At 38.3% G+C, this 24,363-nt stretch carries 31 protein-coding genes; 10 read left to right on the top strand and 21 right to left on the bottom strand.

Going from position 1 to position 24,363, the window contains the following annotated elements:
* Nucleotides 1-176: 176 nt before the first annotated feature.
* The 4 genes from G626_RS17415 to G626_RS0108150 form a co-directional block, all read right to left on the bottom strand.
* On the bottom strand, nt 177-1,808 hold the full coding sequence (locus G626_RS17415) for a hypothetical protein (RefSeq protein ID WP_022932300.1): 1,632 nt from the start codon (nt 1,806-1,808) through the stop codon (nt 177-179).
* A gap of 282 nt (nt 1,809-2,090) precedes the next feature.
* Nucleotides 2,091-2,492, bottom strand: coding sequence for a helix-turn-helix domain-containing protein (locus G626_RS0108160; RefSeq protein ID WP_022932299.1), 402 nt, complete (start codon nt 2,490-2,492; stop codon nt 2,091-2,093).
* Nucleotides 2,467-2,661, bottom strand: a complete 195-nt coding sequence (locus tag G626_RS0108155) for a hypothetical protein (RefSeq protein WP_022932298.1) — start codon at nt 2,659-2,661, stop codon at nt 2,467-2,469. Before G626_RS0108155 ends, G626_RS0108160 begins: the two co-directional genes overlap by 26 nt.
* Nucleotides 2,658-3,002 (bottom strand): helix-turn-helix transcriptional regulator, encoded by a 345-nt coding sequence (locus G626_RS0108150; RefSeq protein WP_022932297.1) that lies wholly within the window; start codon nt 3,000-3,002, stop codon nt 2,658-2,660. Before G626_RS0108150 ends, G626_RS0108155 begins: the two co-directional genes overlap by 4 nt.
* Before the next feature lie 135 nt (nt 3,003-3,137).
* Here G626_RS0108150 and G626_RS0108145 point away from each other — a divergent pair, with 135 nt between their 5' ends.
* Entirely contained in the window at nt 3,138-3,785 is a 648-nt protein-coding gene (locus tag G626_RS0108145) for a helix-turn-helix domain-containing protein (protein ID WP_156003259.1), read from the top strand.
* Between the two features lie 107 nt (nt 3,786-3,892).
* A complete protein-coding gene (locus G626_RS0108140) occupies nt 3,893-5,257 on the top strand; it encodes a hypothetical protein (protein ID WP_022932295.1) in 1,365 nt (454 codons plus the stop codon).
* Nucleotides 5,258-5,307: 50 nt separating this feature from the next.
* Here G626_RS0108140 and G626_RS18265 read toward each other — a convergent pair whose 3' ends face one another.
* Together G626_RS18265 and G626_RS0108125 are read right to left on the bottom strand one after the other, a co-directional pair.
* Entirely contained in the window at nt 5,308-6,150 is an 843-nt protein-coding gene (locus G626_RS18265) for a 2-thiouracil desulfurase family protein (RefSeq protein WP_081647508.1), read from the bottom strand.
* A complete protein-coding gene (locus G626_RS0108125; protein ID WP_022932294.1) occupies nt 6,147-6,953 on the bottom strand; it encodes a DUF72 domain-containing protein in 807 nt (268 codons plus the stop codon). The genes G626_RS18265 and G626_RS0108125 overlap by 4 nt, the downstream gene beginning before the upstream one ends.
* A gap of 75 nt (nt 6,954-7,028) precedes the next feature.
* On the opposite strand from G626_RS0108125, the gene aat reads away from it, so the two are divergent.
* Nucleotides 7,029-8,597: a leucyl/phenylalanyl-tRNA--protein transferase gene (aat, locus tag G626_RS17895; protein ID WP_022932293.1), complete on the top strand. Its 1,569-nt coding sequence runs from the start codon at nt 7,029-7,031 to the stop codon at nt 8,595-8,597.
* 20 nt (nt 8,598-8,617) lie between these two features.
* Here the strand turns inward: aat and G626_RS15840 are convergent, their stop codons facing one another.
* The 8 genes from G626_RS15840 to G626_RS0108085 form a co-directional block, all read right to left on the bottom strand.
* The gene (locus G626_RS15840; RefSeq protein WP_022932292.1) at nt 8,618-9,073 is read right to left on the bottom strand and encodes a YunG family protein; all 456 of its coding nucleotides are present in this window, start codon (nt 9,071-9,073) and stop codon (nt 8,618-8,620) included.
* Nucleotides 9,074-9,104: 31 nt separating this feature from the next.
* Nucleotides 9,105-9,923 (bottom strand): ADP-ribosylglycohydrolase family protein, encoded by an 819-nt coding sequence (locus G626_RS0108110; RefSeq protein ID WP_022932291.1) that lies wholly within the window; start codon nt 9,921-9,923, stop codon nt 9,105-9,107.
* A 28-nt stretch (nt 9,924-9,951) separates the two neighbouring features.
* On the bottom strand, nt 9,952-10,602 hold the full coding sequence (locus tag G626_RS0108105; protein WP_022932290.1) for a vWA domain-containing protein: 651 nt from the start codon (nt 10,600-10,602) through the stop codon (nt 9,952-9,954).
* 85 nt (nt 10,603-10,687) lie between these two features.
* The gene (locus G626_RS0108100; protein ID WP_022932289.1) at nt 10,688-11,800 is read right to left on the bottom strand and encodes a macro domain-containing protein; all 1,113 of its coding nucleotides are present in this window, start codon (nt 11,798-11,800) and stop codon (nt 10,688-10,690) included.
* 2 nt (nt 11,801-11,802) lie between these two features.
* Nucleotides 11,803-11,937: a hypothetical protein gene (locus G626_RS18345; protein WP_269208119.1), complete on the bottom strand. Its 135-nt coding sequence runs from the start codon at nt 11,935-11,937 to the stop codon at nt 11,803-11,805.
* 942 nt (nt 11,938-12,879) lie between these two features.
* Complete coding sequence (locus G626_RS0108095) at nt 12,880-13,887, bottom strand: replication initiation protein (protein WP_022932288.1); 1,008 nt, start codon at nt 13,885-13,887, stop codon at nt 12,880-12,882.
* 23 nt (nt 13,888-13,910) lie between these two features.
* Nucleotides 13,911-14,288 (bottom strand): hypothetical protein, encoded by a 378-nt coding sequence (locus tag G626_RS0108090; RefSeq protein ID WP_022932287.1) that lies wholly within the window; start codon nt 14,286-14,288, stop codon nt 13,911-13,913.
* 13 nt (nt 14,289-14,301) lie between these two features.
* Nucleotides 14,302-15,054, bottom strand: coding sequence for a ParA family protein (locus G626_RS0108085; protein WP_022932286.1), 753 nt, complete (start codon nt 15,052-15,054; stop codon nt 14,302-14,304).
* A gap of 353 nt (nt 15,055-15,407) precedes the next feature.
* On the opposite strand from G626_RS0108085, the gene arfB reads away from it, so the two are divergent.
* The 3 genes from arfB to G626_RS17410 all read left to right on the top strand — a co-directional run bounded on the left by arfB (nt 15,408) and on the right by G626_RS17410 (nt 17,293).
* Nucleotides 15,408-15,818, top strand: coding sequence for an alternative ribosome rescue aminoacyl-tRNA hydrolase ArfB (gene arfB / locus G626_RS0108080; protein WP_022932285.1), 411 nt, complete (start codon nt 15,408-15,410; stop codon nt 15,816-15,818).
* 533 nt (nt 15,819-16,351) lie between these two features.
* Nucleotides 16,352-16,630 (top strand): DUF2087 domain-containing protein, encoded by a 279-nt coding sequence (locus tag G626_RS0108075; protein WP_022932284.1) that lies wholly within the window; start codon nt 16,352-16,354, stop codon nt 16,628-16,630.
* A 12-nt stretch (nt 16,631-16,642) separates the two neighbouring features.
* On the top strand, nt 16,643-17,293 hold the full coding sequence (locus G626_RS17410) for an MmcQ/YjbR family DNA-binding protein (protein ID WP_022932283.1): 651 nt from the start codon (nt 16,643-16,645) through the stop codon (nt 17,291-17,293).
* A 1-nt stretch (nt 17,294) separates the two neighbouring features.
* Here G626_RS17410 and G626_RS0108065 read toward each other — a convergent pair whose 3' ends face one another.
* Genes G626_RS0108065 through G626_RS0108055 form a run of 3 tightly spaced genes read right to left on the bottom strand, consistent with a single transcriptional unit; the run spans nt 17,295 to nt 18,773 of the window.
* Nucleotides 17,295-17,597, bottom strand: a complete 303-nt coding sequence (locus G626_RS0108065; protein ID WP_022932282.1) for a Dabb family protein — start codon at nt 17,595-17,597, stop codon at nt 17,295-17,297.
* A gap of 15 nt (nt 17,598-17,612) precedes the next feature.
* Entirely contained in the window at nt 17,613-17,840 is a 228-nt protein-coding gene (locus tag G626_RS0108060; RefSeq protein WP_022932281.1) for a hypothetical protein, read from the bottom strand.
* Nucleotides 17,841-17,891: 51 nt separating this feature from the next.
* The gene (locus G626_RS0108055; RefSeq protein ID WP_022932280.1) at nt 17,892-18,773 is read right to left on the bottom strand and encodes an SPL family radical SAM protein; all 882 of its coding nucleotides are present in this window, start codon (nt 18,771-18,773) and stop codon (nt 17,892-17,894) included.
* A gap of 127 nt (nt 18,774-18,900) precedes the next feature.
* On the opposite strand from G626_RS0108055, the gene G626_RS17405 reads away from it, so the two are divergent.
* The 3 genes from G626_RS17405 to G626_RS0108040 are packed head-to-tail and all read left to right on the top strand — an operon-like array spanning nt 18,901 to nt 20,632.
* The gene (locus tag G626_RS17405; protein ID WP_022932279.1) at nt 18,901-19,542 is read left to right on the top strand and encodes a TetR/AcrR family transcriptional regulator; all 642 of its coding nucleotides are present in this window, start codon (nt 18,901-18,903) and stop codon (nt 19,540-19,542) included.
* The gene (locus G626_RS17890) at nt 19,529-20,185 is read left to right on the top strand and encodes a DUF998 domain-containing protein (protein ID WP_022932278.1); all 657 of its coding nucleotides are present in this window, start codon (nt 19,529-19,531) and stop codon (nt 20,183-20,185) included. The genes G626_RS17405 and G626_RS17890 overlap by 14 nt, the downstream gene beginning before the upstream one ends.
* A gap of 3 nt (nt 20,186-20,188) precedes the next feature.
* The gene (locus G626_RS0108040; RefSeq protein WP_022932277.1) at nt 20,189-20,632 is read left to right on the top strand and encodes a DUF2141 domain-containing protein; all 444 of its coding nucleotides are present in this window, start codon (nt 20,189-20,191) and stop codon (nt 20,630-20,632) included.
* A 56-nt stretch (nt 20,633-20,688) separates the two neighbouring features.
* Here the strand turns inward: G626_RS0108040 and G626_RS0108035 are convergent, their stop codons facing one another.
* The 3 genes from G626_RS0108035 to G626_RS0108020 form a co-directional block, all read right to left on the bottom strand.
* Nucleotides 20,689-21,624 carry a helix-turn-helix transcriptional regulator gene (locus G626_RS0108035; protein ID WP_022932276.1) on the bottom strand — a complete coding sequence of 312 codons (936 nt, stop codon included), beginning with the start codon at nt 21,622-21,624 and terminating at the stop codon, nt 20,689-20,691.
* Nucleotides 21,625-21,769: 145 nt separating this feature from the next.
* Complete coding sequence (locus tag G626_RS0108030) at nt 21,770-22,417, bottom strand: GNAT family N-acetyltransferase (protein WP_022932275.1); 648 nt, start codon at nt 22,415-22,417, stop codon at nt 21,770-21,772.
* A 415-nt stretch (nt 22,418-22,832) separates the two neighbouring features.
* Nucleotides 22,833-23,207 (bottom strand): RidA family protein, encoded by a 375-nt coding sequence (locus G626_RS0108020; RefSeq protein ID WP_022932273.1) that lies wholly within the window; start codon nt 23,205-23,207, stop codon nt 22,833-22,835.
* 139 nt (nt 23,208-23,346) lie between these two features.
* Here G626_RS0108020 and G626_RS0108015 point away from each other — a divergent pair, with 139 nt between their 5' ends.
* The gene (locus tag G626_RS0108015; RefSeq protein WP_022932272.1) at nt 23,347-23,724 is read left to right on the top strand and encodes a VOC family protein; all 378 of its coding nucleotides are present in this window, start codon (nt 23,347-23,349) and stop codon (nt 23,722-23,724) included.
* 32 nt (nt 23,725-23,756) lie between these two features.
* Here the strand turns inward: G626_RS0108015 and G626_RS0108010 are convergent, their stop codons facing one another.
* Complete coding sequence (locus tag G626_RS0108010) at nt 23,757-24,248, bottom strand: AAA family ATPase (RefSeq protein ID WP_022932271.1); 492 nt, start codon at nt 24,246-24,248, stop codon at nt 23,757-23,759.
* Between the last annotated feature and the right edge of the window lie 115 nt (nt 24,249-24,363).

The following is a 24,363-nucleotide window of genomic DNA, read 5'->3' as shown; positions in this document are numbered from 1 at the left end:
TATATTTTACACTTTTCTAGGGGAATAATAACAAAAATAATACATTTTTCTAGGGCAATTTAAACCGAAATGCATTTCGGCGAAATCCATTTCGGTTAACTCATGTTATAATTATGTTTCATAAAGTGGGGGAACAAATTGTGAATTGTCCCCCACCCACTCGCTACTTACATATTCTAATTCTTCTGGCGTGTCTCCCATATTTTTTTCCCCTTACACTTAGGACACCATTTTCCGCGCTGAACATTAGTTGGCATGGCCCAGAACTCGTGACCACATGAACATCTCCAGAGCAGTTTTGTTTTGGCATTTACGTATTCGGTTGAAAGACACTCACCCCCATGAGCTGCAGCCCATTCACGCATTTCCTCAATAGTATGTTTGGCTTTTTTAGCACAATAAGGGCACCAGGTCGGCTTAGACTTTGGGCAGCCTTTCACGTCGTTGAAACTTGCAAACCACGTATGGCCCTTTTCGCATTTCCATTCATACTTATCATCTGCACAATTACAAACCGATGATAAACATTCTCCGCCGCGCGTTGCAGCTAAAGCCTGTAAGTCTTCAATAGTGTATTTCTTTCTTTTAGCATCACACTTCTCGCGACCACAGGTTGGACACCATCCCCCACTCACAATTCTACTGATTGGAGCCATCCAAGTTGCCTTATGGACATTGCAGTACCAGGTAAGGTTATCGCTATTGGTGAAGGATTCCATTGTTGATAAGCACTTGCCGTTTCTTTCTTCTGCCAGTCTTATTGCATCTTTGAGAGAATACTTTCTCTGTTTCTTACCCATTGCCTTCATGCTGCAATCTCTGCACCAGGTTCCCTGCTTAATTGATTCTGCAGTTGTCTTCCAGCGATGACCTTCTTTGCATTCAAATACATACTTTCTATCCCATCCAAGGAAAGCGTCTGCAAGAACCTTGCCACCATTTCCTTCACATATTTTTTTCAGCTCTGTAAGCTCGCTATGAAGTATCTCGCCATGTGTTTTTGGTTTCTCATATTCTGGTAATGGGACTCCAGCCTGCTTAATGCTTTCTTCAATAGTTTTAATGACTCCGGTCAAATCCGAATAATTTTCAAACTCTGGAACTTCAATTAAGTTGATTCCATTTTTTTTGCACCAGTCTTTCTTTCTTAAATCATCCCTCTGCCTCTTTTCAAAAGAAGCCTGGTTTTTGTGAAAATGTCTGCTGAATGAAACATGCTGCTGCCCCTGATACTCAAAAGCAAGTTTGAGTTTTTCATTAAATCCATCAAGCTCAAGCTTGTTGCCTTCTTCATTGCGTAATGAATCTGGTCTCACTTTTTCGAAATCGCAATTAAAAATTTTCTTAAGAAGTCCTCTTGTGATTCTTTCACCCATGCTTGAACGACATTCAGGACACCAGCATCCAGCGGTTATCTGTTCCGGCGTATGATTAAAAATATGGCCATTATTGCACTGATATTCCAATGGGGTTGTAGAATTAACATACTTTGTGCTAAGACATTTTCCGCCCCACTTTTTTGCAGCTTCCTGACAGTCTTTAATTGTTTTAGCTTTACCAGCACATCTTGGGCACCAGGTTCCCAGATTATGAACAGAGCCCCAGGTCGCGTCCCATTCGTGTCCTAAAGAACAACGCCATTTTAATTTTGTACGATTATTCTTGTACTCTTCAGATAAGCACTTTCCTCCCTTTGAGTTTGCAAATTCTTTTATGAAATTTATATCTATAATCTCACCTGTTAACTGATTCTTTCCACGAAGTTTTTCAGCAGTCTTTTCATATCTACTTTTATTAGAATTACTCATAAATTTTTCTCCTATAAAAATTATTGATACAGGTTATCCACATAATCCACCGGTAAAATCAGTTAACTACTACTAGTATATTCTTTTTAATATTAATCTTTATTATTGGGTAAAACTGCTTTACTCATTTTCAATGATTACTCGCAAATTCTTAACCCATTTTAATATCCAAAATTAACTCAAAAGTTTTCTGTTTTTACCCTGTGGAAAACACTGTGGATAACCACGATTTTTCGAAATCAAAATGGGTTAAATTTTTTTACCCATTTTGAATCTTACCTATTATCCCTTTTTTGCATCAGAGATTATTGCCGACTGCTCATCCGGACTCAATCTGGAAAAGGTAGTCCAGTACTTACAAAAATGACGATGCTTTCCCTGCCATTTTTTAAGTTCTTCCTTAGACAGATTTTTCGGCGGATCTTCGCAATAAATCTCTTCTTTCATAATCAATCCATCAGAAACAAGCTGCTTCAAATACTTGATTACTGTCGGCTTAGAAAAACCTGTCCAGAAAGACAGATAATTTATGCTGCCTGTAAAAAAGGAATCTCCGTCCTGCGAGAAGGACTGAATTACTGCATAGAGAATTAACTCCCTGCCGTAAAGATGATAATGTCGTACCATCCAATCCTGGAGTGTAATATACCCTCCTCTCTTAGGACTTTTTGAAGGGCGCTTCATGCGACACCTCCTGATTAAACTTACTGGTCGACATCAATATTGAAGTATGATAAAATAAAGATATCGACAAAGGTTTTCGACGAAAACTATTGTTAGTACGCAGTGTTGAAAGTGCCAGTTTCTTCACTGCTTTTTTTTTGCCAGCAGAAAGCTGGCTTATTACAATCATTTTGCTACCTCCTCAGCATATTTCTTTCGATATGCTGCTTTTTGTTCAGGGGTTCTTGCTGCAAGCCATTCTGCAATCTGTGCACGAGTCCAGCATTTGCAACGCCCGATTTTTACCCCGCGACCAAGACAAGGCTGAAGTTCCGGCCTGGTCTGTATCGTCTTTCTCGAATACGAAGCACCCAGCAATTCGCATGCCTGGCGCAAAGTAATCCATTCCGAATCTATAGAGTTAAGTTTTTCAACATCCAGTTTTTCTGTCTGCTGAGCTTGCATTGTTTCAAGAATGCAATCAACTTTCATCTCTATAGCTTTCAATCTCATTACATCTTCTCCGCTCAAAGTTACCTCCTCGTTAATACTTATTAACAATATAATTACACGGTTATTAACATTTATAATACACTATTATTAACATTTGTCAATCATTTATTAAATTTTATTAACATATTTTATATATAATGTTATACTTTTTTTATGACTCAGAACGTGCAGAACGAAATAATTAAAGATGGTGCAGACTTCGTTGATAGAATTGATGACCAATTGAAACGTATGAAAAAGAGACGACAGGATCTTTGTGATTATGTTGGATTAAAACCTCAATCTATCTCAAACTGGAAAGCCTTAAATGGTCTTCCATCTGCAGATAGAGTTTTGCAAATTTCAGCTTTTCTTCAGGTGGCACCAGAATGGTTAATCACCGGCCACCTAACCTGGCATGGTAATGGAAATTCTTTGCCTTCAATGATTTATAAAAGAATTAACGATTGCTATTGCGATCCGACAGATTCAACTAGAAAACCTCCCCTTCATGAATATCTTAAAGACTATGCAGATGAAGTAACTTTACTAAATTGGAGAGATGACAGAAATTTTCCCGACCCATATATTGTGTATCAGATTGCAGTTTATATGAGTCAAAGCTTTGTATTCATTGCTACTGGGGAAGCAGCTTCCTCATTTAATTATCCTGGAATAAATGGCGAACAAATGTCTCTGGAAGAATATAATCAGTTATGTAAATTTAAAAAGAATTTCAAATTGAATTCTAGATTCGATGCACTAAATCCATCAGACAAAGAAATAATAATGAATCTTATTAATAGATTTCTAGAGAAATAAGTAACGTTATTCATATCAATCCACATTAGTTTAAACTTCTACTTTAATGACACCCAATCCTATTGATGATAAAATTTCAAATATCAATTTCAACAGGAGTCATTAAAGTGAAATATCAGAATTACAAACTTGTTGCACCTGACATTGACAGGCTGCTCAAATACTTTGATCGAGGTTATTTGAATCCTTCTGGCGTAAGACCTGCTCTTGCAAAAGCAATGGAACCTCTTTTCGAAATGCTCTCGCCTCTTGCTCCCCTTGAAGATAATGATGAAGCAAAGTTTCTCTGGCTTTTTATCCCTCGTGGAGATATTTCTGATTATGATTCTTTTGAAGATCTTAAAGAATATGGTGAAGTAAAAACTTATAAAGAATACGAAGAACTCTGGAAATACGATTATCCGCAGGAAAAAATCTGGTATAAATTTGTTATTGTTGACAGCAAAGATAGTGACGGAACTACTCGTTTCCGTGCTGTAGCTTTAGGAAATAAAACAATAATTAGTGCAGAGATGAAGAAAGAAGGAGAACCTGATTATTCAGATGAAGCTGCAGTAATGCTCTGTAATCTTATTACTCCAGCCGTAAAAGAATCTCTTGATATGTTGAAAAATGGAACTTACAACGATTTTGTTAATAAGAATCTTCCTTACAAATTCCGGACAGGAATAATCAAGCGTTCTGTTTTGTGGAAATATAATTCAGAGCGGAGGCAGTTTGATTTTGATGGCTTATCTGAAGAAACAATTTTCACTTTTCGCAACATACTGAAAACCGGAGTAAATGATAAGACTAAAATTCCTCGTATAAAAAACTTTACGGCTAATGATTTTTTTAAGGCCTGTGAACTTGGCTACAAAGCTTTGAATTATGATACGCAAGAAATGACCCTCTCTGAACTTTATCTAAAATATGCTGACGGTCGTGACGAAGGTCTTACAGGAAAAGGCTGCGGTTTAAATGAAGGACCTGGCATTGATTTTGAAGATCCAAAAGCCTGGGATGAATGGTATTCAAGAAAAAACATGGGAGGCCATCCTTGGGAAATCATAAGGGGCGGAAATAGTACCCATCTTGATTTAATGGTTTGCAATGATAAGAGAGAACTCGAATATGACTTCAGACTTGGTGAATTATCAGAAGAAGAATACAAAGAACGCCTCGAAAAAGCAGGATACTATTTCACTCTTAGAGGAAAATACCGTCAGCTTGAAGCAGTAACTTTTTACACTACTCTTTCAGCGGCAGGGCTTCCCGTTATCCTCGAAGATGCAAAAGAAATCCTGGCCCGCTTTGAAGGTAATGATTATATTGGTATCGTTCCTCATTCCTGTGCTACAAGATACTGTGAAAGTATGTTCCCGAGCGAATACGGAAAAGTCATCGATTTCATACATGTGTTTGATAAAGACATGGAACAATTTGGCAAAGAAATTACCTGGCTTCCTGAGGATGTAGCAAAGTTGATATAAGTCCTTGTATTTGCAATTATCGCCGGCCAGGCAGGCACTGAGTATTATTTTCATTTCAGGACCTCTCCAATCTTATCCAAAATCAACTGATCTGCTGGAAGCCAATCTACAGAGCGCAGAGTTTCATTTGTGAGCCAGCGGGCTGCTTCATGTTCGAGGAGCTTTAATTCCCCAGATACAATCGTGCACAAAATACAATGCATGGTCAGATGGAAATTTGGATAATCATAATCCACTACTCCAAGAATTTTCTCGGCCTTAACTTCTGTTGCCAGCTCCTCCCGAATCTCACGTTCAATGCACTGCTCTGGAGTTTCTCCAACTTCAAGCTTTCCGCCCGGGAATTCCCACCATCCTTTCCAATCGCCATAACCCCGCTGAGTTGCAAATATTTCTTTTTTGTTTGTTTCTGGATTTGTACGAAGAATGATTGCTCCGCTTACTGTTACTTGTTTCATACTGTTACACAAATTTTCCTCAATATCTTCAATATCTAAAACCTTGTAGCCAGCCTTAATGCAAAGGTCTGCAAAAAGTCCGTGACCAGGGATTTTGTTACCGGAGAAAGTTCCGTCATAAATCTGCTTGATTCCACAGGAAGGGCTTCGGCTTTGAAGGATTATTAAATCGGGATTTTCTTTCTTTACAATTTCAAAAGCAAGCTGGGCTCCCTGCGAAAATTCTTTTGTGATATTTTTTCCTTCTGTGTTCATGACCTGGCCATTTACAATTTCTGCAGAAGGTCGCGGAGTGGGGAGACCGCCTAAAACTTCAGGACAGACTTTTATCATCTCGTGAGACTTGAGGAAGTCCATCAGCTTCTGATTGAAATTATTTCCACCATTGTATTTGCAATTGTCGCCGGCCAGGCAGGCACTGACTATTACTTTCATTTTGAGACACCTTCAATCATACTCTTCAACTTTGCTGCATTTTTTGCTCCGCTTCCGTTCGGATGATTATTAAAGTAGATTTGCACTTTCTTTCCTTCGCCCCCGGCCTTAATCACGACCGGCACGAATTGAGCCAGCTCATCATCAGAATAATCATAACAATAGCGGGCAGAACCATTTGGTGAATCTCCTGTTGAGTACCAGGCTCCTTCGTTTCGCCCATGAAGACGGATATAAGCATTGCTCCCAATAAAAGGCGTATTTACCGCACTACCATCCGGAAGATTTTTTAACTGAGGCATATCACAAAATACAATTCCAGCATCACGTTTTTCAAGACCTTCAAATACAGACGGACGAATCCATTCCTTATGACGAAACTCTACCATCACAGGAAATCCCTCAAACTCCTGTATCAGTTTTGCAAGGTAAATGCGGTTATCAGGCGTGTAATGAAAGCTTTCCGGAAGTTGAAAAAGCAGCGCAGAAAGACAGCCCTTTTCCTGCAGAGGCTCAACCGCCGTCCTGAAATCCTCCGCCGCAGTCTGCCAGCCGCCACTTATTTCATGAGTCAGCAGTCTGTTCGCCTTCACGCTGAAATTCAGTTTTCCTTCAGACCTTTCATAAAAACTAAGAAGGCGTTCTGCCGTAGGCATATTGTAAAAAGTATTATTCAACTCCAGCGCATTGAACTGAGTCGCATAATAAGAGAGAAAATCTTTTCGCTTCAAATCCTCCGGATAAAAAACTCCCTTCCATTCCGGGTAATCATATCCGCTGGTGCCAATCAAAAGGTCTGTCATACAATTAACTCAATAATTATAGAAAAAAATTTATTGCCCCTCTACCCCAAAATTAGTTAAACTATAATCATCACTATGGCTGAAGCTGAAATCAACATTGAGAAAGTTTTCAAGAATATGATGTTCGGGAAGAACGTGACCGAGTGTGGTTACTTCCCGGACCGTCAGGCTGAAAATATCCTGACCTACTTCGACTGGTTGGATTCGAGTAAGACCTCGCCCCTATCCATTGAAAAACTGGACTGCATTGTTTATGAAAGACTTCTCCATCAGGGCTTCCGCCGCTACTCTTCCATGGCTTATAATACCCGCTGCCAGAATTGTCATGAATGTATTCCAATCCGCATCCCCGTAAAAACTTTTGCGCCTTCAAAAAGTCAGCGACGAGTCCTTCATAAAAATCAGGATGTAGAAGTTATAATTACTTCGGATCCGGCTGATTTTTGCACTGATGAAAAAGCCCTCATATACCGCAATTATTACAATCATCATAATGAAGGCACGCCCGGCTTCACCCGTCTCACTTTGCAGGAAGCGGCCGAAGACCTGAAAAATATGAACGGCGGCTACAGCGGTGTTATCAATCTTGATTACAAACTTAAAGGCCAGCTGATCGGCGTGAGCATCCTCGATTATGTTTTTGACCAGCATGGATTTATCACCGGACTTTCCTCAAATTATTTTTATTATGATATCAGCGAGGAAGTGCTTAAGCGCAGCATTGGCGTTTACAGTGTTCTTGTGGAAATCAACTTTTGTCTGCAGAATCATTTTCCCTATTACTATCTGGGCCTTTACTTACCCCACTGCCGCAAGATGAATTACAAGACAAACTATAAGCCTTACCAGCTTCTGCTTAATGGAGTCTGGACTAACAGCATGGGCCTCGAGCAGTGCCCGCAGGTTCTGGAAAATTATCTTCGCATTGAAAATGAAAAATCACGCTCGACAAAAATTGACCCCGACGACTTCTTTGAGTTCCCCGCCCCCGGCCTGATTTACAGCTATGATGAGCTTTCCCTCGTGACCGATAACATTCCTCTACGGCTTCTTTATTCGGCTTATAATCAGGGAGTTTTTCCCTGGTTCAACGAAGATCAGGGCGAGCCGGTTTTGTGGCAGTCCCCAAAAAAGCGTTTTGTGATTCCAATCCGTCAGCTGCACGTTTCAAAATCAATTGAAAAATTTCTTAAGCACAATCCCTACACTTACACAATTGATAAAGCTTTTGGTGATGTAATCAAAAACTGTGCAAAGCAGAAACGAGCAGACCAGATCGGCACCTGGATTGGACCTAAGATGATTAAGGCTTACAAGAAATTTCACAAGGCAGGCTACGCCCACAGCATTGAAGTCTGGAAGGACGGAAAGCTGGTCGGCGGCTTTTATGGCATCTTACTTGGCAGCGTCTTCTGCGGCGAGTCCATGTTCACGATTGAACCAAACAGCTCCAAGAGCGCCTTCGTCCTCTTCGCCAGGGCCTTCCAGAAAGCCGGCGGAAAACTGATTGACTGTCAGACCTACACCGAAAACATGGCCCGCTACGGCGCCCGCGAAATCACAAGAAAGCAGTACCTCGCAAAACTGGAGAAGTATAAGCAGGTACCGCTGAAGTGTGAGATTAAAAATCTATTTGATATGTAACTGATGTAACAGTCTGGTTATCACATCTCTTCCAGCTTCTTCAAAAGTTCAGACTTCAAATAATTGTATCGCAGATGTTTTTCTTCTTTTGCGAAATGCACTTCGCGGAATTGTTCTAGATTATTTTCGTAGCAGAGTTTTTCATCTCCAAACTGTTCGCTTGTAAGGTCAAACAAACATTCACCACCGTCCGGCAGCGGAACAACAGTGTAGCAGTGATAGTTTCCACCGTCTCGGAGAATGCCGTAAACTTTGCCGCCGAAAATATCCTGAACCAAAAATGCAGTAATTGAACACTGGCCCACAGTTTGATTTTCGCGGCTCCATTTTTCGCGGAGACGTGGAGCACAAGTTTCGACACACCAGATTTCGCTGAGGATATCATAAAGGTGCCGAGGATTTTCAATCTTCTCAAAAGCAGAATCTACCGGTTTGCAATCAGCTGTCTGCCATCCGTAAAACTTATACTCTTTCATTTTTCAATCTCCTCGTGCTCCCCTGAATATCTTACGCCTCTCTTACTTTTCTTTCAATTGCTTTTTCCTCAAAAGCCTTCATCACCTCATGCATATCTTCTGTTGTCAGTTCATAAGCCCTGGTCTTGAACTTTTCCGGCAGACCGTAAAAAGCTTCGGCCATTGCTGTTGCTATATCGGTGAGGGTGTCGCAATCGCCACCAAGGCTCACTGCTGTTCTGATTACATCTTCAAAATCATTTCCTTCAAAAAATGCAGTAATTGCTTCCGGCACAGTCTTCTGACAGCTTTCCACATGATAATAATTCGGGCGGATTTCATCGCAGGTTCTCGAAAGATCATAGCCGAATTCTTTTTCGATATATTCTTTAATCTGAGTTTTATAATATCCGTTGCGGGCCATCCAGATTACGCATGCAACCGATTCAGCACCCTTCACTCCTTCCGGATGATTATGAGTTACCTCCGCACTCCAGCAGGCAACCTCACGTGTTCGCTCCAGAGTTTCGAAAAGCCAGCCCACAGAAGCCACGCGCATTGCCGAACCGTTTCCCCAGCTGTTGTAAGGCTTTGTGTTTTCCATCGCAAGCCACTGATAAAATCTTCCGCCATATCCTGCATGAGGATACTTATGGCCCCAGAGCTGCATGCTGGTAATCATCGAAGTTTTCATTGTATTTTCATCAGCATCAAGTCCGGCCTTTAAGATTCCATCACAGATTGCAATTGTCATTACACTGTCATCTGTAAAATGTGGATGCTTTGAAAAAAGCGGAAACTCCTTTGTTTTATGTCCACGGTCAAACTCGTATGGCTGACCAATAATATCACCTAAAATTGCTCCAAACATTTTGCTAGCCTCCTTTTTTATAAGCTTACTATCGTTCGTTAGTTTTGTTATAGTGCTCAGTAATATCTGCACTCCAGTTTGCTTTCATTTTCTTTCCCCTTCGCACATCACATATAGTTGAGCTGAGCACAGAAAAATTTATTGCCGTTCCAACTGCATCACACTCGTAGCGCACTGCCCTATCGCGGCAAATTCCAAGTCTCTCAGCTTCAGAAAATGCATCAATATTCGCACCAAGGAAAATAAACTCCCATCCATATTTTTCAGACTGACGTTTTACCAGCTTCTGAATTTTTTCATAAGAGTATTCCGAGCTGGCATTTTCCTGGCCGTCAGTCGTAATCACAAAAATTGTTTTTTCAGGACGGTCTTCCTCGCGCGCATATTTATGAACATTTCCGATATGATGAATAGCACCACCCATCGCATCCAGCAGAGCTGTGCAGCCGTCAACATAATACTGCTTGTCCGTCATCGGCTCAATTTTTTCAATCGGCACACGGTCATGAATTACAGCACTTCTGTCACTGAAAAGAACAGTCGAAACATAAGCCTCGCCCTCTCCTTTTTTCTGACGCTCCAGGAAAGAGTTGTATCCACCGATTGTGTCTGCCTCAAGTCCGCTCATCGAACCGCTCTTGTCCAGAATAAAAACAATTTCTGTAAGTCCCTTTTTCATAGTCATCTCCTTGTGCCACTGTCCGACACTGTGACTTCATGATAAGGAATTTACGTCCACAGAAGGTCGCCAAATTGGCGAATGTTTATTCAGGAGCAAAGCAATTTAATCCATGTGAATCAAGAATAATATCCACTTCCACCAGATTAAAAATCTGATTCATGACACAATATTTCACAATCAAATCAAACTTGCTCGACGGCATAAAGGCGTAACCGGCACTGGCGAGAAATTTCTCAAACTCTTGCAGCGGAAGCTCCAGCGCCAATCCCAGGGCCATTACAGTTTGTTTTTTTGGAACGTAGTCCTTGTTGCTGATAATCTTAGAAAAGAACTTTTTGTCGATGCAGGCTTTTTTGTAAACAGTTGCGTTTTCAAGTTTGCGGTCCGCGATCAGCTGCTGCAGGGTGTTCTGAAAATTAAGACTTGCCCCACTCTGCTTTATGAATGCATCAACATCAATTGGAGAGATGTCACGAGCTTTTGCTTGTTTGAGTTTCGGTGCTCTTTTATGATGAGTGGGAGCTCCAAGAATTGGCTCACAAGAGCTGGTAATTTCTCTATTCAGCTCTGCAGAATATTCTTCATCAAAATGACGTTGCAGAGTTTGCCTGAAGAAATTTTCATCATCATACGATCCAAAAACGCCGTCTTCTTCCCCTTCCAGATTTTCATCAAGGAAGTTCTGAATATCATCAAAAAGCTTTTCAGAAATCATGTAAGACTTTGCATCATAAACAACAAGCGTCACATCAATTTCATTTTCAAGCAGGAATGAACTGATTTCATCAACTGCAATTTTAAGCCCAAGCTCTTTTGGAAATCCATAAAATCCTGTAGCCAGAAGCGGAATCGCCACGCTCTTACAGCCAAGATCTTTTGCAATTTTGAGGGATGAAGAATAACAGTTTCTGAGGTTCTGAACCGTCTCCGGCTTATCAACATCATACCTGCAGCCAACCGTATGAATGATATATTTGATACCGTTTTTCTTAAGATTAAAAGATTTTGTTGAAACAGAATGCCCAGGTTCAATCACCCCTATTTCCTTACGGGCCTTTAAAAGCTCTTCCTTGCCTGCCGCATCATAAACAGCAGTATCAGTCCCCCGCCCTACTCTCGGCAAAGGATTCGCAGTATTAACAATTGCATCCGTGTGAACTTTTGTAATGTCGTTACGCTCAATCTTAAATGACATGTTTATATTATAATATCAATATGCGTACCTTGGTAGTTATATATTTTTGATTTTGTAAATCTGTCGTTCATAGACTTTCTTATTCTTGTATATCCGTCGTCCATATAATCAATTATTTTTGTACCTGTGTCGTTCATCGCCTTTATTTTATTGTACATACGACGTTCATATGCACTTTTTTGCTTGTACTTATGTCGTTCATACTCTCTATTTGATACTATCTCCAGATCTTGTATATCTGTCGTTCATAAGCATTTCATGTAGTTATATTGCGTACTTTGGTAGTCATATCCATTGCGTACCTTAGTAGTCATTTGATAAAAATTCATGAAAAAAAGCGTACTCTGGTAGTTATATCAAACAAAAAATCATTGAAATTTTCGTACTTTAGTAGTTATATACCGTAAATTTGATAGCCTAAAAAATCAGCGTACTTAAGTAGTCATATAAATTTTTTTTTGTAAATCTGTCGTTCATAGATTTCTTTTCTTGTAAATCCGTCGTTCATAAACACATGTAACAGTTTTGTTATCCACATGCATTTTACCTTGTGTAATATGTAACAGTTCTGTTATCCAAAGAAGTAGCCTTTGCACTATATGTAACAGTTTTGTTATCCGGAATAACTCAAAACTTGAATGTTTGATTATGTCATTGACAAAATCAAACATTTTCGGTGCTTTTTTGGGGAATATACAAGGTGAAAAATCTGTATTATTATGATGCTGGATAGTGGCTTTATATGTAACAGTCTTGTTATCTAAATATGTAACAGTTTAGTTATATTCATCCACAATTTGATGTGGATAACTCCCGCTTATTGTAACAGTTTTGTTATCTGAAAAAAAGTGCTTTTAAATTCATATATAGAAGAAAATGCACAAGTTTTTTGGCCTTGTAACAATATTGTTATCTACTTGTCACAGTTTTGTTATTTCTACCATTATATCTAATAATTAACTAATAATAAATTTATTAACTAGTAATAGAGATGTTGATACTGTGGATAACTCAAAAAATAGATAACAAAACTGTTACATATCAACATCATATAGATAACCAAACTGTTACATCTATAATTATGATAATGATGAAGATATAAGAGCATATCTTACATCATCCTGTAAAACAGGAGTTGGACTTTTGTATAAGGTAATTCCTGTTCCTCCTGAATCAATAGTTACTTTTAATTCAGTATAATATTTTTCTTTAATCTCTTTTATCTGATCAATAATTCGGCTGTAATTTACATTTGCAATTTTGCGGTCTGAATCTTCTGCTACTGGCATAAATTGTTCAACAAGCCTATCCCGAGGAACAAATACAGGTTTATCTTCTGATAATCCATTATTTCTGTAAACAAGCCAAGCATAGATATCTTTTCCAACAGGACTCGATATGTCTTTATAAACTGTGTAATTAATAGGCACAGCATGCTGCTGACAAAAGGACGCAAAGTTTGCTGATAGAACAATTTTAAAAGTTCCGATTCTGGGATTCTTTGTAGTTCCATCAAAAACTTCCTGATACTCAACTCCTTCTGTAAACAAAATTGTTGCAGTTCGAGTTGTCTTTACTGTTACATCTCCCTTTGGAAGTTTTTCCCCAGGTTCATAAAGATCTTTGAATAAGTGTCCCTGTACCTGCTCTTCTTTTTTCTGTTCAAAAGAAAATGTAGCTCTCTTAAAACATTCAAGTTGTTCCTGAATGTCTTTTCCTCTCTGACGAGGAAGCTGCATTTCTCTTAAAAGTTCTGCCATGGAATTGAACTCAATTAAAACAGCAGAATCCTTTTCTTTTGAAAGGACTGCATGAGTTGTAAATACACTCAATAAGAGTCGCCCATATTTACCGAAAGGTACATTTGTTGGTGAGTTTAAATAAAGGGAGATACCATTACTGGCTCTGCGAACAAATTCTTTTTTATTAATATTTTTAAAAGGCAATGACGCTGTTGTGAAAAAACTTGGAATAAAACTTAATTTTAACTGTTTTTTTCCATCATCTTTTTCGAGAGATCCAAATAATTCATTTGATGAATTATCTATTGGAAATAACTCATTATTCTGCTTTATACGTTTTCCCATGTCTCCACCCCGTGAGAACTTTATTAATTCGAAATCTTTGTAATTCCACCTTTTGAAATTACAATATTTCCAGCAGCTACTTCTTTGGCAAGGAACTCAAAAGAAGATTCAATATATTGTGTTACAGTTACTCCGCAATTGGTACAGAAGGCTTTAATTTCGTTTCTACGGCCTTTAGACAGCCTTACATTCATTACGTCAGCATATTTGTCTTTTATTGGTGCAGGCTTCGTTACAGTGGCTATTGGAGCCATTTTTTGCTCAACTAACGGTTTTACAACTTCTGGTTCCGGAATATCTTCTTCAACTGGTGTAACAGTCCTAGAAAGGTTTGATTTCATTTGATTAAGGAATTCCTGAGGAATATCCTTTTTTATATCTTTTTTCTTTGCAATTGGCATTTTTAAGCTCCGATTATTTTACTAAATCTTTTAGTTTTTTAAGGGCATCGAGAGTTTCTTTTTTTCCGCCTCTCTGCTGAATTGTCTGACGTGCAATGGTTGCATATTTGAAATCCTGGTCTACAGGAACATAAACTACCTTGAAATCACCGGCATTAAGGCCTTCTGTGATGATATCTGTGAGTTTAATTGAACGGTTAATCTCATTAAGAACGATTGTTTCGAACTTTGGATTAGATACACGTTTTCTTTTCTTAAAGCTATCCAGGTTATTTTTGAAAATCTGTAATCCGTCCTGAGAATAAGCGTCCGCTTTGATTACAACAATTACTTCATCAGAAGCCGTCATGATATCTTCCTCAAAAGCATCAAAAGCAGGGGAGGTATCGAAAATACAATAATCAAAACCAAGTTTTTCAACTTCTTCGCAGAGGTCTACGAAAATAAAAGGCTCTTTTGCTGCTTCGCTTGAACGATAAGTTTTAAGCGAACGGCTTCCTTTTCTTTCGAGAGAATTGGTTGGCATGATAAAAAGATTTTTTATTTCTGTCTGGGTAATGGCCTGATCAACAGTTACATCTCCATAGAGAGCTTCTGCCAGTTCATGTTCAAATGATTCAAGAAGAGTACCTGTTGAGTTACCCTGAGGATCAGCATCAATCAAAAGAACTTTCTTTCCAGCATTTGCAAGTTCAGCTCCAAGTGACAAACTGATTGTTGTTTTTCCTACGCCACCTTTTTGAATGGCAACTGCGATTTTTTTCATTTCCCACCTCAAAAATCTATGTTTTTTCTTATATTTTAAATCTAATCATATTTTTTAGAAAAATGCAACACTTTTTTCTAAAGAAAATTAGATTTCTATAAAGAAAGATTAGAAAACTAATATAAAATCTAATCACAATATTAATATAAAAGATTAGATGTAATCTAAACAATCTAATATATTAGATTAGAAAGATTAGATTTTATCTAATCTTTTAAAAAGCGCTCTAGGATTGATTCTGAGAGGCTTTTTTGAGAAAAACGTGTAATTTATCGATTAGGGGGTAAAATCGCTCTACGGCCCGTTATTTGCGTGGTTTATATGAGGCTTTTTTATGCTATAATTTCACTGAAATGAATAGACAGAAATTGCATGAATCCATCATAAATAATTCTCAAATGACCTTTGCAAGAAGTGGTGGAAACGGCGGCCAGAATGTAAATAAAGTTAATACGAAAGTATGCCTGCAGCTTCCGGTTTCGTCTATTGGAGGCCTTTCTGAAGCGGAAAGAATCCGGCTCAGAATTAAACTTGCAGCAATTATAAATGCAGAAGATTGTCTTTATTTGAATGTAGATGACGAACGCTTTCAGGAAATGAACAGAAAGATTGCCCTCGAAAGGCTGGAGAATAGAATTCTCCAGGCACTGATAATTCCTAAAAAAAGAAAAGCAACAAAGCCAACAAGAGCCAGTAAAGAACGAAAATTGAAACAAAAGAAGATAAGATCGGAAATAAAGAAAGGAAGATCAAAGATTTTCTAAGATAACAGAAGTGTTACAACTGAAAAATTGAGATAACAGAACTGTTACATATTACGTAAAGTGTATTGCCTGTGGATAACAAAACTGTTACATATTTCTGAATAACAGTGAAATTCCATAAAAAAAGGCTATTTTTGGAGCAAAATTCCCAAATTTCATGAAAAGACAAGAAAAATGGCGACTAAAACGTTTGATTTTGTCATTGACAGAATCAAAATTCATGGTCGTATTATTCCGGATAACAAAACTGTTACATATTAAGAAATATGTATTGGGATTGGATAACAAAACTGTTACATATCTTAAATTCTTTATTTCTTTAATTAAAGATATGTAGTTTTTTTCTTGAAATGTAGAAAATGAATAGAAATTATAAAGAATAAGTAAAGAAAAAATAAAGAAGATCTATAGATTTATAGAAAATCTATAGATATAAAGAAAGTATGAAGAAATAAAGAAAAATTAAAGATTATTAAGATAACCAAACTGTTACATCTGTTGAAAACTAGCTTAAAGACCATTACAATCTTCTTATGACTATTTCAGAAAGTGAAGAGATTTTAAAATCAATCAAAAATGCAGACGGGATTATAATCCGCTGGCCTAAGAAAAAGGAAGAGAAGCGGGCTGTGCTGGAATATCTTATAACCAAGTTTGAAAAGGGAAAGAGATATTCTGAACTTGAAGTAAATATGATTCTAAAACGCTGGCATTCCTTTGGAGATCATTCTCTTTTGCGTCGAGAATTGTATGACAACTTCCTTATTGATCGCACTCCGGACTGTCACGAATACTGGGTGCACGAAGAATAAAAGCAGAAGAAAATGGATTACAGCTATATCTTAAATACATCAGTTCCTCAGAAAGAAAAACTGCTTGCTTTTGGATTTTCAGAAACAGGCGACGATTTTGCGCTTAAGAAAGAAATCGCTGGCGGTCAGTTTTATGCAGAAATCAAGCTTTCAGATAAGACTCTCACGGCTGATGTTTTTGAGAGTGCGACCAATGAAAAGTATGTGCTCTTTAATGTTGCTTCTGCGCAGGGTGCTTTTGTCGGCCAGATTCGCAGTGAGGTCCAGGATGTAATTGAAGAAATCCGGGATAAATGTTTTCTCAGCCAGGATATCAAAGAAAAGTATGTTGATTTTCTGCACTCATATTTTAATGCACCGGGGGACACCCCATGGGAAGAGCAAGGTGATTCAACTAGTTCTGTTTTCCGCTGTCCGAACAACAAGTGGTTCGCTCTTATAATGCAAATCAAGTTTAAGAATCTTGGATTTGAAAGTGATGAGCCGGTTTGGGCTGTAAATCTGAAAGCAGAGAACGTGGAAGCAATTACAGATAAAAAATCAATTTTCCCGGCATATCACATGAACAAAAAATACTGGATTACAGTTCTGCTTACGGCCGTGACAGACTTTGAAAAGCTGTGCGAACTCACAAAAAAGAGTTACGCACTTGTTCAAAAGTAGATTATATTTCAAAATCCAGGCAGGCACGGCTTGCTGTGAATGGGCGAACCTTGCTGTCTGCTACGGCTACATGTTCGGGGTGCTTTGAATAGCCTTTAAGGGCTTCTTCAGATTCAAAAGTGGAATCCAGCATCAGGTCAGCAGTAGAGGAGGGGAGTCGGCCGCTTGTATTTACTTTGATGTCTACAAGTCCCGGGATTTTTCCTTTAAGGCTTTCGAGTCCTTCTTTGATTCCGGCTTTTACAGATTCTTTTTCAGAATCGCTCATTTCTTTTAATGTCCATAAGATTATGTGTTTTACCATTTTTGTTTCCTTTTCCTAAATCATATTGCAACCGGATTTTCTTTCTTCCGGATGAGCAACTTCAAAACCGCAGTTTGCTTCCATGTTCAGCTCGCGTAGTTCCTTAATGCCGTCGATATAAAGCTGATAGTTGATTCCTGTAGATTCATAACCGCAGCCAACATCGTATTCGTCGCCAAGAGATTCGCGTACAATCTGTTCCCGTTGTTCACGGGTTGTATCTTTTATCAAAATGCTTGCCATAGATAATTCCTTCGGAAACTATTGTAGCATTTATCGGTTATTTATTCATTATTAAAAGAGTTCTGGCTGAGCTGGATCCCCTTCGGGAAATTCTTCCATCCATTTGAAAACAGAATCTGTTCCAAGCATAATATTGTTTTTCTTACAAATCTGAGAGAGGTAAGCCATAAGGGCATAATTTTCCGGACTGTTAATCATGTAGGAGTAACCGAATGTTTTCTGATATCGTTCCTTCATTCCAGTAAAGCGCTGGTCATGAGTTGCGGCCTTGTCGAGAGCATTGTAAAAATACTCGCGGTTGCCTTCGCGAAGGGTGAGGCCAATTCCAAAACATATAATCGCGTGTACACCGGCCCGGATACAGTAATCAACAATACCGTCAATATTTTCCCGGGTATCATTTATAAAAGGCAGTAATGGACTAAACCAGACAACAGTTGGAATGCCTGCTTTGTGACAAGACTGAAGAACTTCAAAACGGCGGCTTGTAGGGCAGACACCGGGTTCAATTATTTTGCAGAGCTCGTCGTCTGCTGTGGTGAGAGTCATTTGTACCACTGCTTTTGTTTTTTGATTAATACGGGTCAGAATATCGAGGTCACGCAGTACAAGATCAGATTTTGTTATAAGAGCTGCACCAAAATTATATTTATCTATAATTTCAAGACAGCGTCGTGTAAGACAAAGTTCTTTTTCCAACGGAATGTATGGATCACTCATTGAACCGGTTCCAACCATGCAGCGCTTACGTTTTTTTCGAAGGGTGGCTTCCAGAAGTTCCGGCGCATTTTGCTTAACTTCAATGTCCTCAAAATCATGTGTAAACTGATAGCACTTACTTCGCGAATCACAATAAATACAGCCGTGACTGCAGCCTCGGTAAATATTCATACTGTGGGGAGTGAGGATTGTTTTCGCATTTATAAAGTGCATGCTGTAATTATAGCATGAAAATATGACAAGTAGGTGTCATATTTTATTATTTTGGAAGAAATAACTTTGCTGTTGACAATGGTTACCGTATGGTAGTAATATAGTTACCGATAGGTAACCTTACGATATGGATAGAAAATCAGAAATAATTAATGCAACTTTAGAGCTCGCATCTGAATATGGATTGGCTGCAGTTTCAATGAATCAGATTGCAGAAAAACTGGGGATTTCAAAACCTGCTTTGTATAAGCATTTTGAATCGCGTGAAGAAATCATAAAAACAATGTATTCATTTTTGCGCCAACAGGCAAAACAAAAGATTGCAGGCGGGGAAATGAACTGGGATATGTTTTCTGATAAAATCCCGTTGGAAAAAATTCTTACGCAGATGGTAGATTCTTATAGAAGTATTTGTACAAATCCTGATATGTTTCGCTTCTATAAAATCATAATGTCTCAAAGAGCAATAGATACTGCTGCAACTGAAATCATGGTAATGGAAACAAAAGCGATGGTAGATGCAACAAAGAAGTTGTTTTATGCGCTGCAGGTAAAACATATTGCAGATTTTCCAGATGCAGATGCGGCTGCTCTTTCATTTGCGATGTCAGTTCATTCAATAATTGATCTGGAATGTGATCTTAATCAACTTAAAAATGCGAATAACGATACTGGAAAAGGTATTGATAAAAATATGATGAAAAACTTTATAAAAGAGTTTTGCAGAATTTACAGAGTCAAAGGAGTAGAGACAAATGGAAAGAAGTAAGAATCAAAATATCAGATATTGGTTACTGATTTGTGGTATTTTGAATGTCGTTTTTTATCTGCTTCATGATGTTATTGGAGCAAGATTTTATCCGGGCTATAACTGGATGGCTCAGGCGGTAAGTGACCTTACTGCTACAGATGCGCCTTCACGCTTGATAGCATCTGAGCTAACAAAAATCCACGGAATTTTTTCTTGTGTAGCATGTACATTAATCTGCATTTCTGCAAAAGAATTGTGGAAAGAAACTTCTGAAAAAATACTTCGTTCGGGAATATATCTTTTTGTAACAATGCACTGGATTTCAGCAATCGGCTACAGTCTTTTTCCTTTGACAGGAAGTGGATATGACGGAAGCTTTCAGTCTTTTGTACATGTATATGTGATTACAGTTCTTGTAGTGCTCCTTTCAATTGTATCTCTAGTTTTGATTGCAGTGGGTGGTTTTAAAAGTGGAAACAAGGTGCTGGCCTGGTGTGCGGTTGCTGCATTCCTTTTGATGTTTGTGGGCGCTGCAGGCAGCGGTTTAGTTCCAAGAGAATATTTTGGGATTCCAGAAAGATTCTCTACTTATAGTGCTGTATGTTTTACAGCTGTAATTGCAGTCATTGCATTTTTGAAGTTTGGAAAAATTGAGGCATAGAAAATGAAAAAGAGTTTTAAGAAAAGTATTTTGCTGGTTTTAATACAGATTGTTTGCGGCATATTTTTGTTTGCAGAAGATGCAGTAGAAGAAAAAAAGCTCACAGTAGAGATTACTAATGTTACATCAGAGGATGGTCAGATTATTCTGGCAATTTACAATTCATCAGATAATTATGATAAGAGAATAGCATTTCAGGAAGTAAAAATAAAACCTGAAACAGATATAGTTAGATTTGAAACAAGTGTACCAGAGGGTGAGTATCTGGTAATGCTGGTTCATGATATTAATAATAATGGAAAGCTCGATACAAGTCTTATCGGTATGCCAAAAGAACCAGTAGGTTTAAGTAATTATGATGGCAAAGGAATTCCCGGGAAATTTAAGAAACATAAATTTTCTGTAAATGAAAATACGGAAATAATAATTCCATTAAAAAAGATATAACAGTATTTCTTTGCAAGAAGTAAAATATGACATTTATCTGTCATATTTAGAATATATCATTTATATTCTTTAATAATATTTTCTGCAAGGGAAATAAGTTTATTGCGAAGATGTTTTGGAGAAATAATTTGCAGGTCTGGTCCAAACCCAAGAAGTAAATCGAGTAGCCAGTCTTCATCAGGGGCTTTAAAGCATGCTGTAATACTTCCATCTTTGTTTTGTTTAACTTCGGAGCAAATAAAGGTATCCAGCAAATAAGATATTTTAGTATTATAAACTTTAGCTTTAATGGAAAGCAGAGAAGGTTGATAATCATTATTCTTGTTAGAGGAAGAGTTCGTTCCTAATACAGCCTGTTTGGTTATAGTTGCACTCCGGCCAGTCATAGAAACATTTCTCATTCTTGAAAGCTTAAAGAAACGTTCAGCTTGACGTATTGTACACCAGCCTTGAAGATACCAGGCCTGTCCTTTGTAAATCAATTTCCAGGGATGAACAAAACGATGTTCGATGTTTCCATCGGCGCTATAATAATCAAAAGAAACTTGCCGCTTTTTTAGAATACAGTCACGGAGAGTTCCAAAGAGCATTTGAATTTCACTGCCTTCAGGGCTCCACGGAGAAAAATCTACTTCGAGCCAGTCTGTGTCAGAGGCAACAAGTGCAGAGATTTTTTCTGCTGCTTTAATATTTGCATTTACAGTACCAGCTGGATTACCTGCTAAACTATTTAAGGCTTTTACACTTGATACAATAGCAAGGCGTTCTTCTTCAGAAAGGATTCGTTTATCAAGTGCATAAGTTTTTGAAATTGCAATTCCACCTCCACGTCCTTTAAGAGAATACACAGGTATTCCAGAAACGGAAAGTGCATCTATCCAGCGGTAAATTGTTCTTGTAGAAACTCCAAAACGTTTTGCCATTTCACTGGCGGTAGATTGCTTTTTATCAATGAGAATATAAACAAACTCAAAAAGCTGATCGATTTGCATGAGCTAATTATAACATCGAAAATATGACATCGCAATGTCATATTTAGAACGGGCAATATTTATGCAATAAATTGCTTGCCTTTGTAATTCCTAATTAACAAAAAAAATGCCCGCAGAAGGCATTTGCTTACTGCGGGTCTTTAAACTATCCTAACTGACCGGGCAGAACCAGTTTTTCCTTGTAAGGAAATTCTGCTTCATATTTTACAAAGGCCTCGGGATTTTCTTCGGCAACGAAGTATCCTTTTGGGGGAGTGTAAGTTGCTTCAATTCCATTGAGGTAGCCGGGAATCAGTTCCTGTGCTAAAAAGTATGGCACTTCTGAATCCTTTGGCTCGCAGTGGTAATGAATATGTAACTTACTTGCCAGATCAAAACCTGCATGACGGTAAAAATTGATATTGCCTTCTATGCAGATAAATCCGATTCCCATTGCCTTTGCTTTTTCAAGAGCATACTTCAAGAGCTTAAGGCCGTAGCCCTGTCTCTTGAAATCTGGATGAATGCTGATTGGTCCGAAAGTTCCGATTGGGAGCTTTTCGCCAGTTGCTTTTCCATCAGCTTCAATGCTCAGCTCTGCTTTTGAAAACATCACATGTCCGATAATCTGTCCGTCTTTCTCCATAACAAGTGAAAGCTCAGGAATAAAATCGGGATTGCTTCTGAAGCAGCGAAGAACATAATGTTCTGTGCAGCCAGGGTGGTAAACGTTCCAGAACGAATCTCTGGTAAGATTTTCAACAGTCTTAAAATCGCGCGGCTCTTCCACGCGGATTGTAAAATTTGAGTTCATGTTTATCTCCAGGAAATTGTTTTATGAGCCGGGAAGATTTCCCTAAAAAACATTACCTTGAAAGACCGCCCAAAAGATTTCCATCTTTCAAGGCATCAAACAATGAACCAAGTTTTGCCAGATTTGAACATCCAACTCCTATAAAAAGTCATGAAGAATGTTTCAACATTCGAATGACTTTTTAAGCTACTTTGTAATGAAATGAAAAGTAGCAGTATATATGCAAGTTTGCAACGCAAACTTGGCAGATAAAAAAGCAGACAATATTCTGGCTGCTTTTTTATCAAGCCTCCTGAATAAAAATTTATATATATTTTATCACGAAATGAGATTTTATACAGTGCTTTGTGTAAAAATCTCAGCTTGAATGAAAGGAGACAGACAAAGGAATATACAAAAGAATATCTTGATTTTTTTACTCTACAACAGCCTCTGCTTCAATTTCAACGAGTGCGCCTTTTGGTAATGCTGCAACTTCAAAACAGCTGCGGGCAGGTTTTGAAACAAAGTACTTTTCGTATATTGAATTAAAAGCTGCAAAGTCTGAAATGTGGGCGAGAAAGCAGGTTGTTTTTACAACTTTTGAAAAGTCAGAGCCTGCTGCCTTTAAGATTTCACTTAGATTTTTGATTGCCTGTTCTGCCTGAGCTTCGATTGTCTGGCCTTCGATTGCGCCTGTTTCAGGATTCAAAGGAATCTGTCCTGAGGTATATAAAAAACCGTTTGCGAGAATTGCCTGTGAGTAAGGTCCGATTGCAGCCGGTGCTGATTTTGTTTCGATTGTTTTCATAGAAGTTCTCCTGGTATTTACCTATAAATTAGATAGGAATATGATACAAATAAGAGAGCCGACAGTCAATTAGAATAATTCTGATAAAATACACAACAAAAGTTTTTGCTTATCTGTTATAATAAAACGAGAGGCAAAAATGATTAAAGGAATTCACCATATTTCAATGAAATGCGGAACAACCGAAGAACTAACTAACGTTCGTAAGTTTTATGTAGAAACTCTTGGCTTAAAGATTATACGTGAATGGGCAGAGGGTATGATGATTGATACAGGTAACGGCCTGCTCGAGATTTTTACAAATACCGAGGGAACTCACTGCCTTGGCGCTATCCGCCACATGGCACTTCTTACTGATAATGTTGATGAAATTGCTGCGAAGGTAAAAGCTGCTGGTTACGAGGTTTTTATAGAACCGAATGATAAAGTTATTCCTTCAAATCCGCCTTACCCAATCCGCATGGCCTTCTGTTACGGTCCGCTTGGAGAACAGGTCGAGTTTTTTATGGAGAGATAAAACACCAATTGCAGTCTGAATTATCTTCAGTACTATTCTGTTGCCAATATTTTTTCAGCGACTTCTTTAATCGAAAGGTTGCTTGTATCGAGCGTATTGTCCAGCGTTGAAAAATAGGGGAGTGAATCTGTGGTGATTTTAAGCCAGTCATTGGTTCGCCATGGACATACTTTGTCATTCTGCCAGCGGTCGGTTAGTGTAGTCTTACTGCAGGTTAGAGTAACAGGTTTTATTTCAAGTTCCAGTTTTTTGATTCCTTCAATAATTGCGTCATAAACCCAGGACTGATCCATCAGCCAGACAAGAACAATCATCTTGCATTCAGAACACTTTTTGTAGTTTCCTATCATATGAAGAATATTGTCCACAGCCATGGTTTTGGTTTCGCGATTTCCAATGAATGGATGAATGTCGAGGCACCAGTCGCCATCTATAAAGGCTGTTCCCGGAGTAGCTTCTGCAATGTATTTTCCAACGGCAGTTTTTCCAACTCCCATCGGTCCGTTTAAGATAATTACTTTCATGTGGTTTATTGTTCAAAGTCAGAATTATATGCGTCTCAAAGTTCTGTATTTTATGATAGCACGGGTCCTGCATTTTTTCTATTAACTTTATCTTCATAATTTTAAAGTTGTGCAT

This window comes from Treponema bryantii NK4A124, from assembly GCF_000421345.1.
GTDB classification, from domain to species: Bacteria; Spirochaetota; Spirochaetia; order Treponematales; family Treponemataceae; genus Treponema_D; species Treponema_D bryantii_B.
Note: the sequence above shows the minus strand (reverse complement) of the source record. Positions and strands in the feature narration are given on the sequence as shown.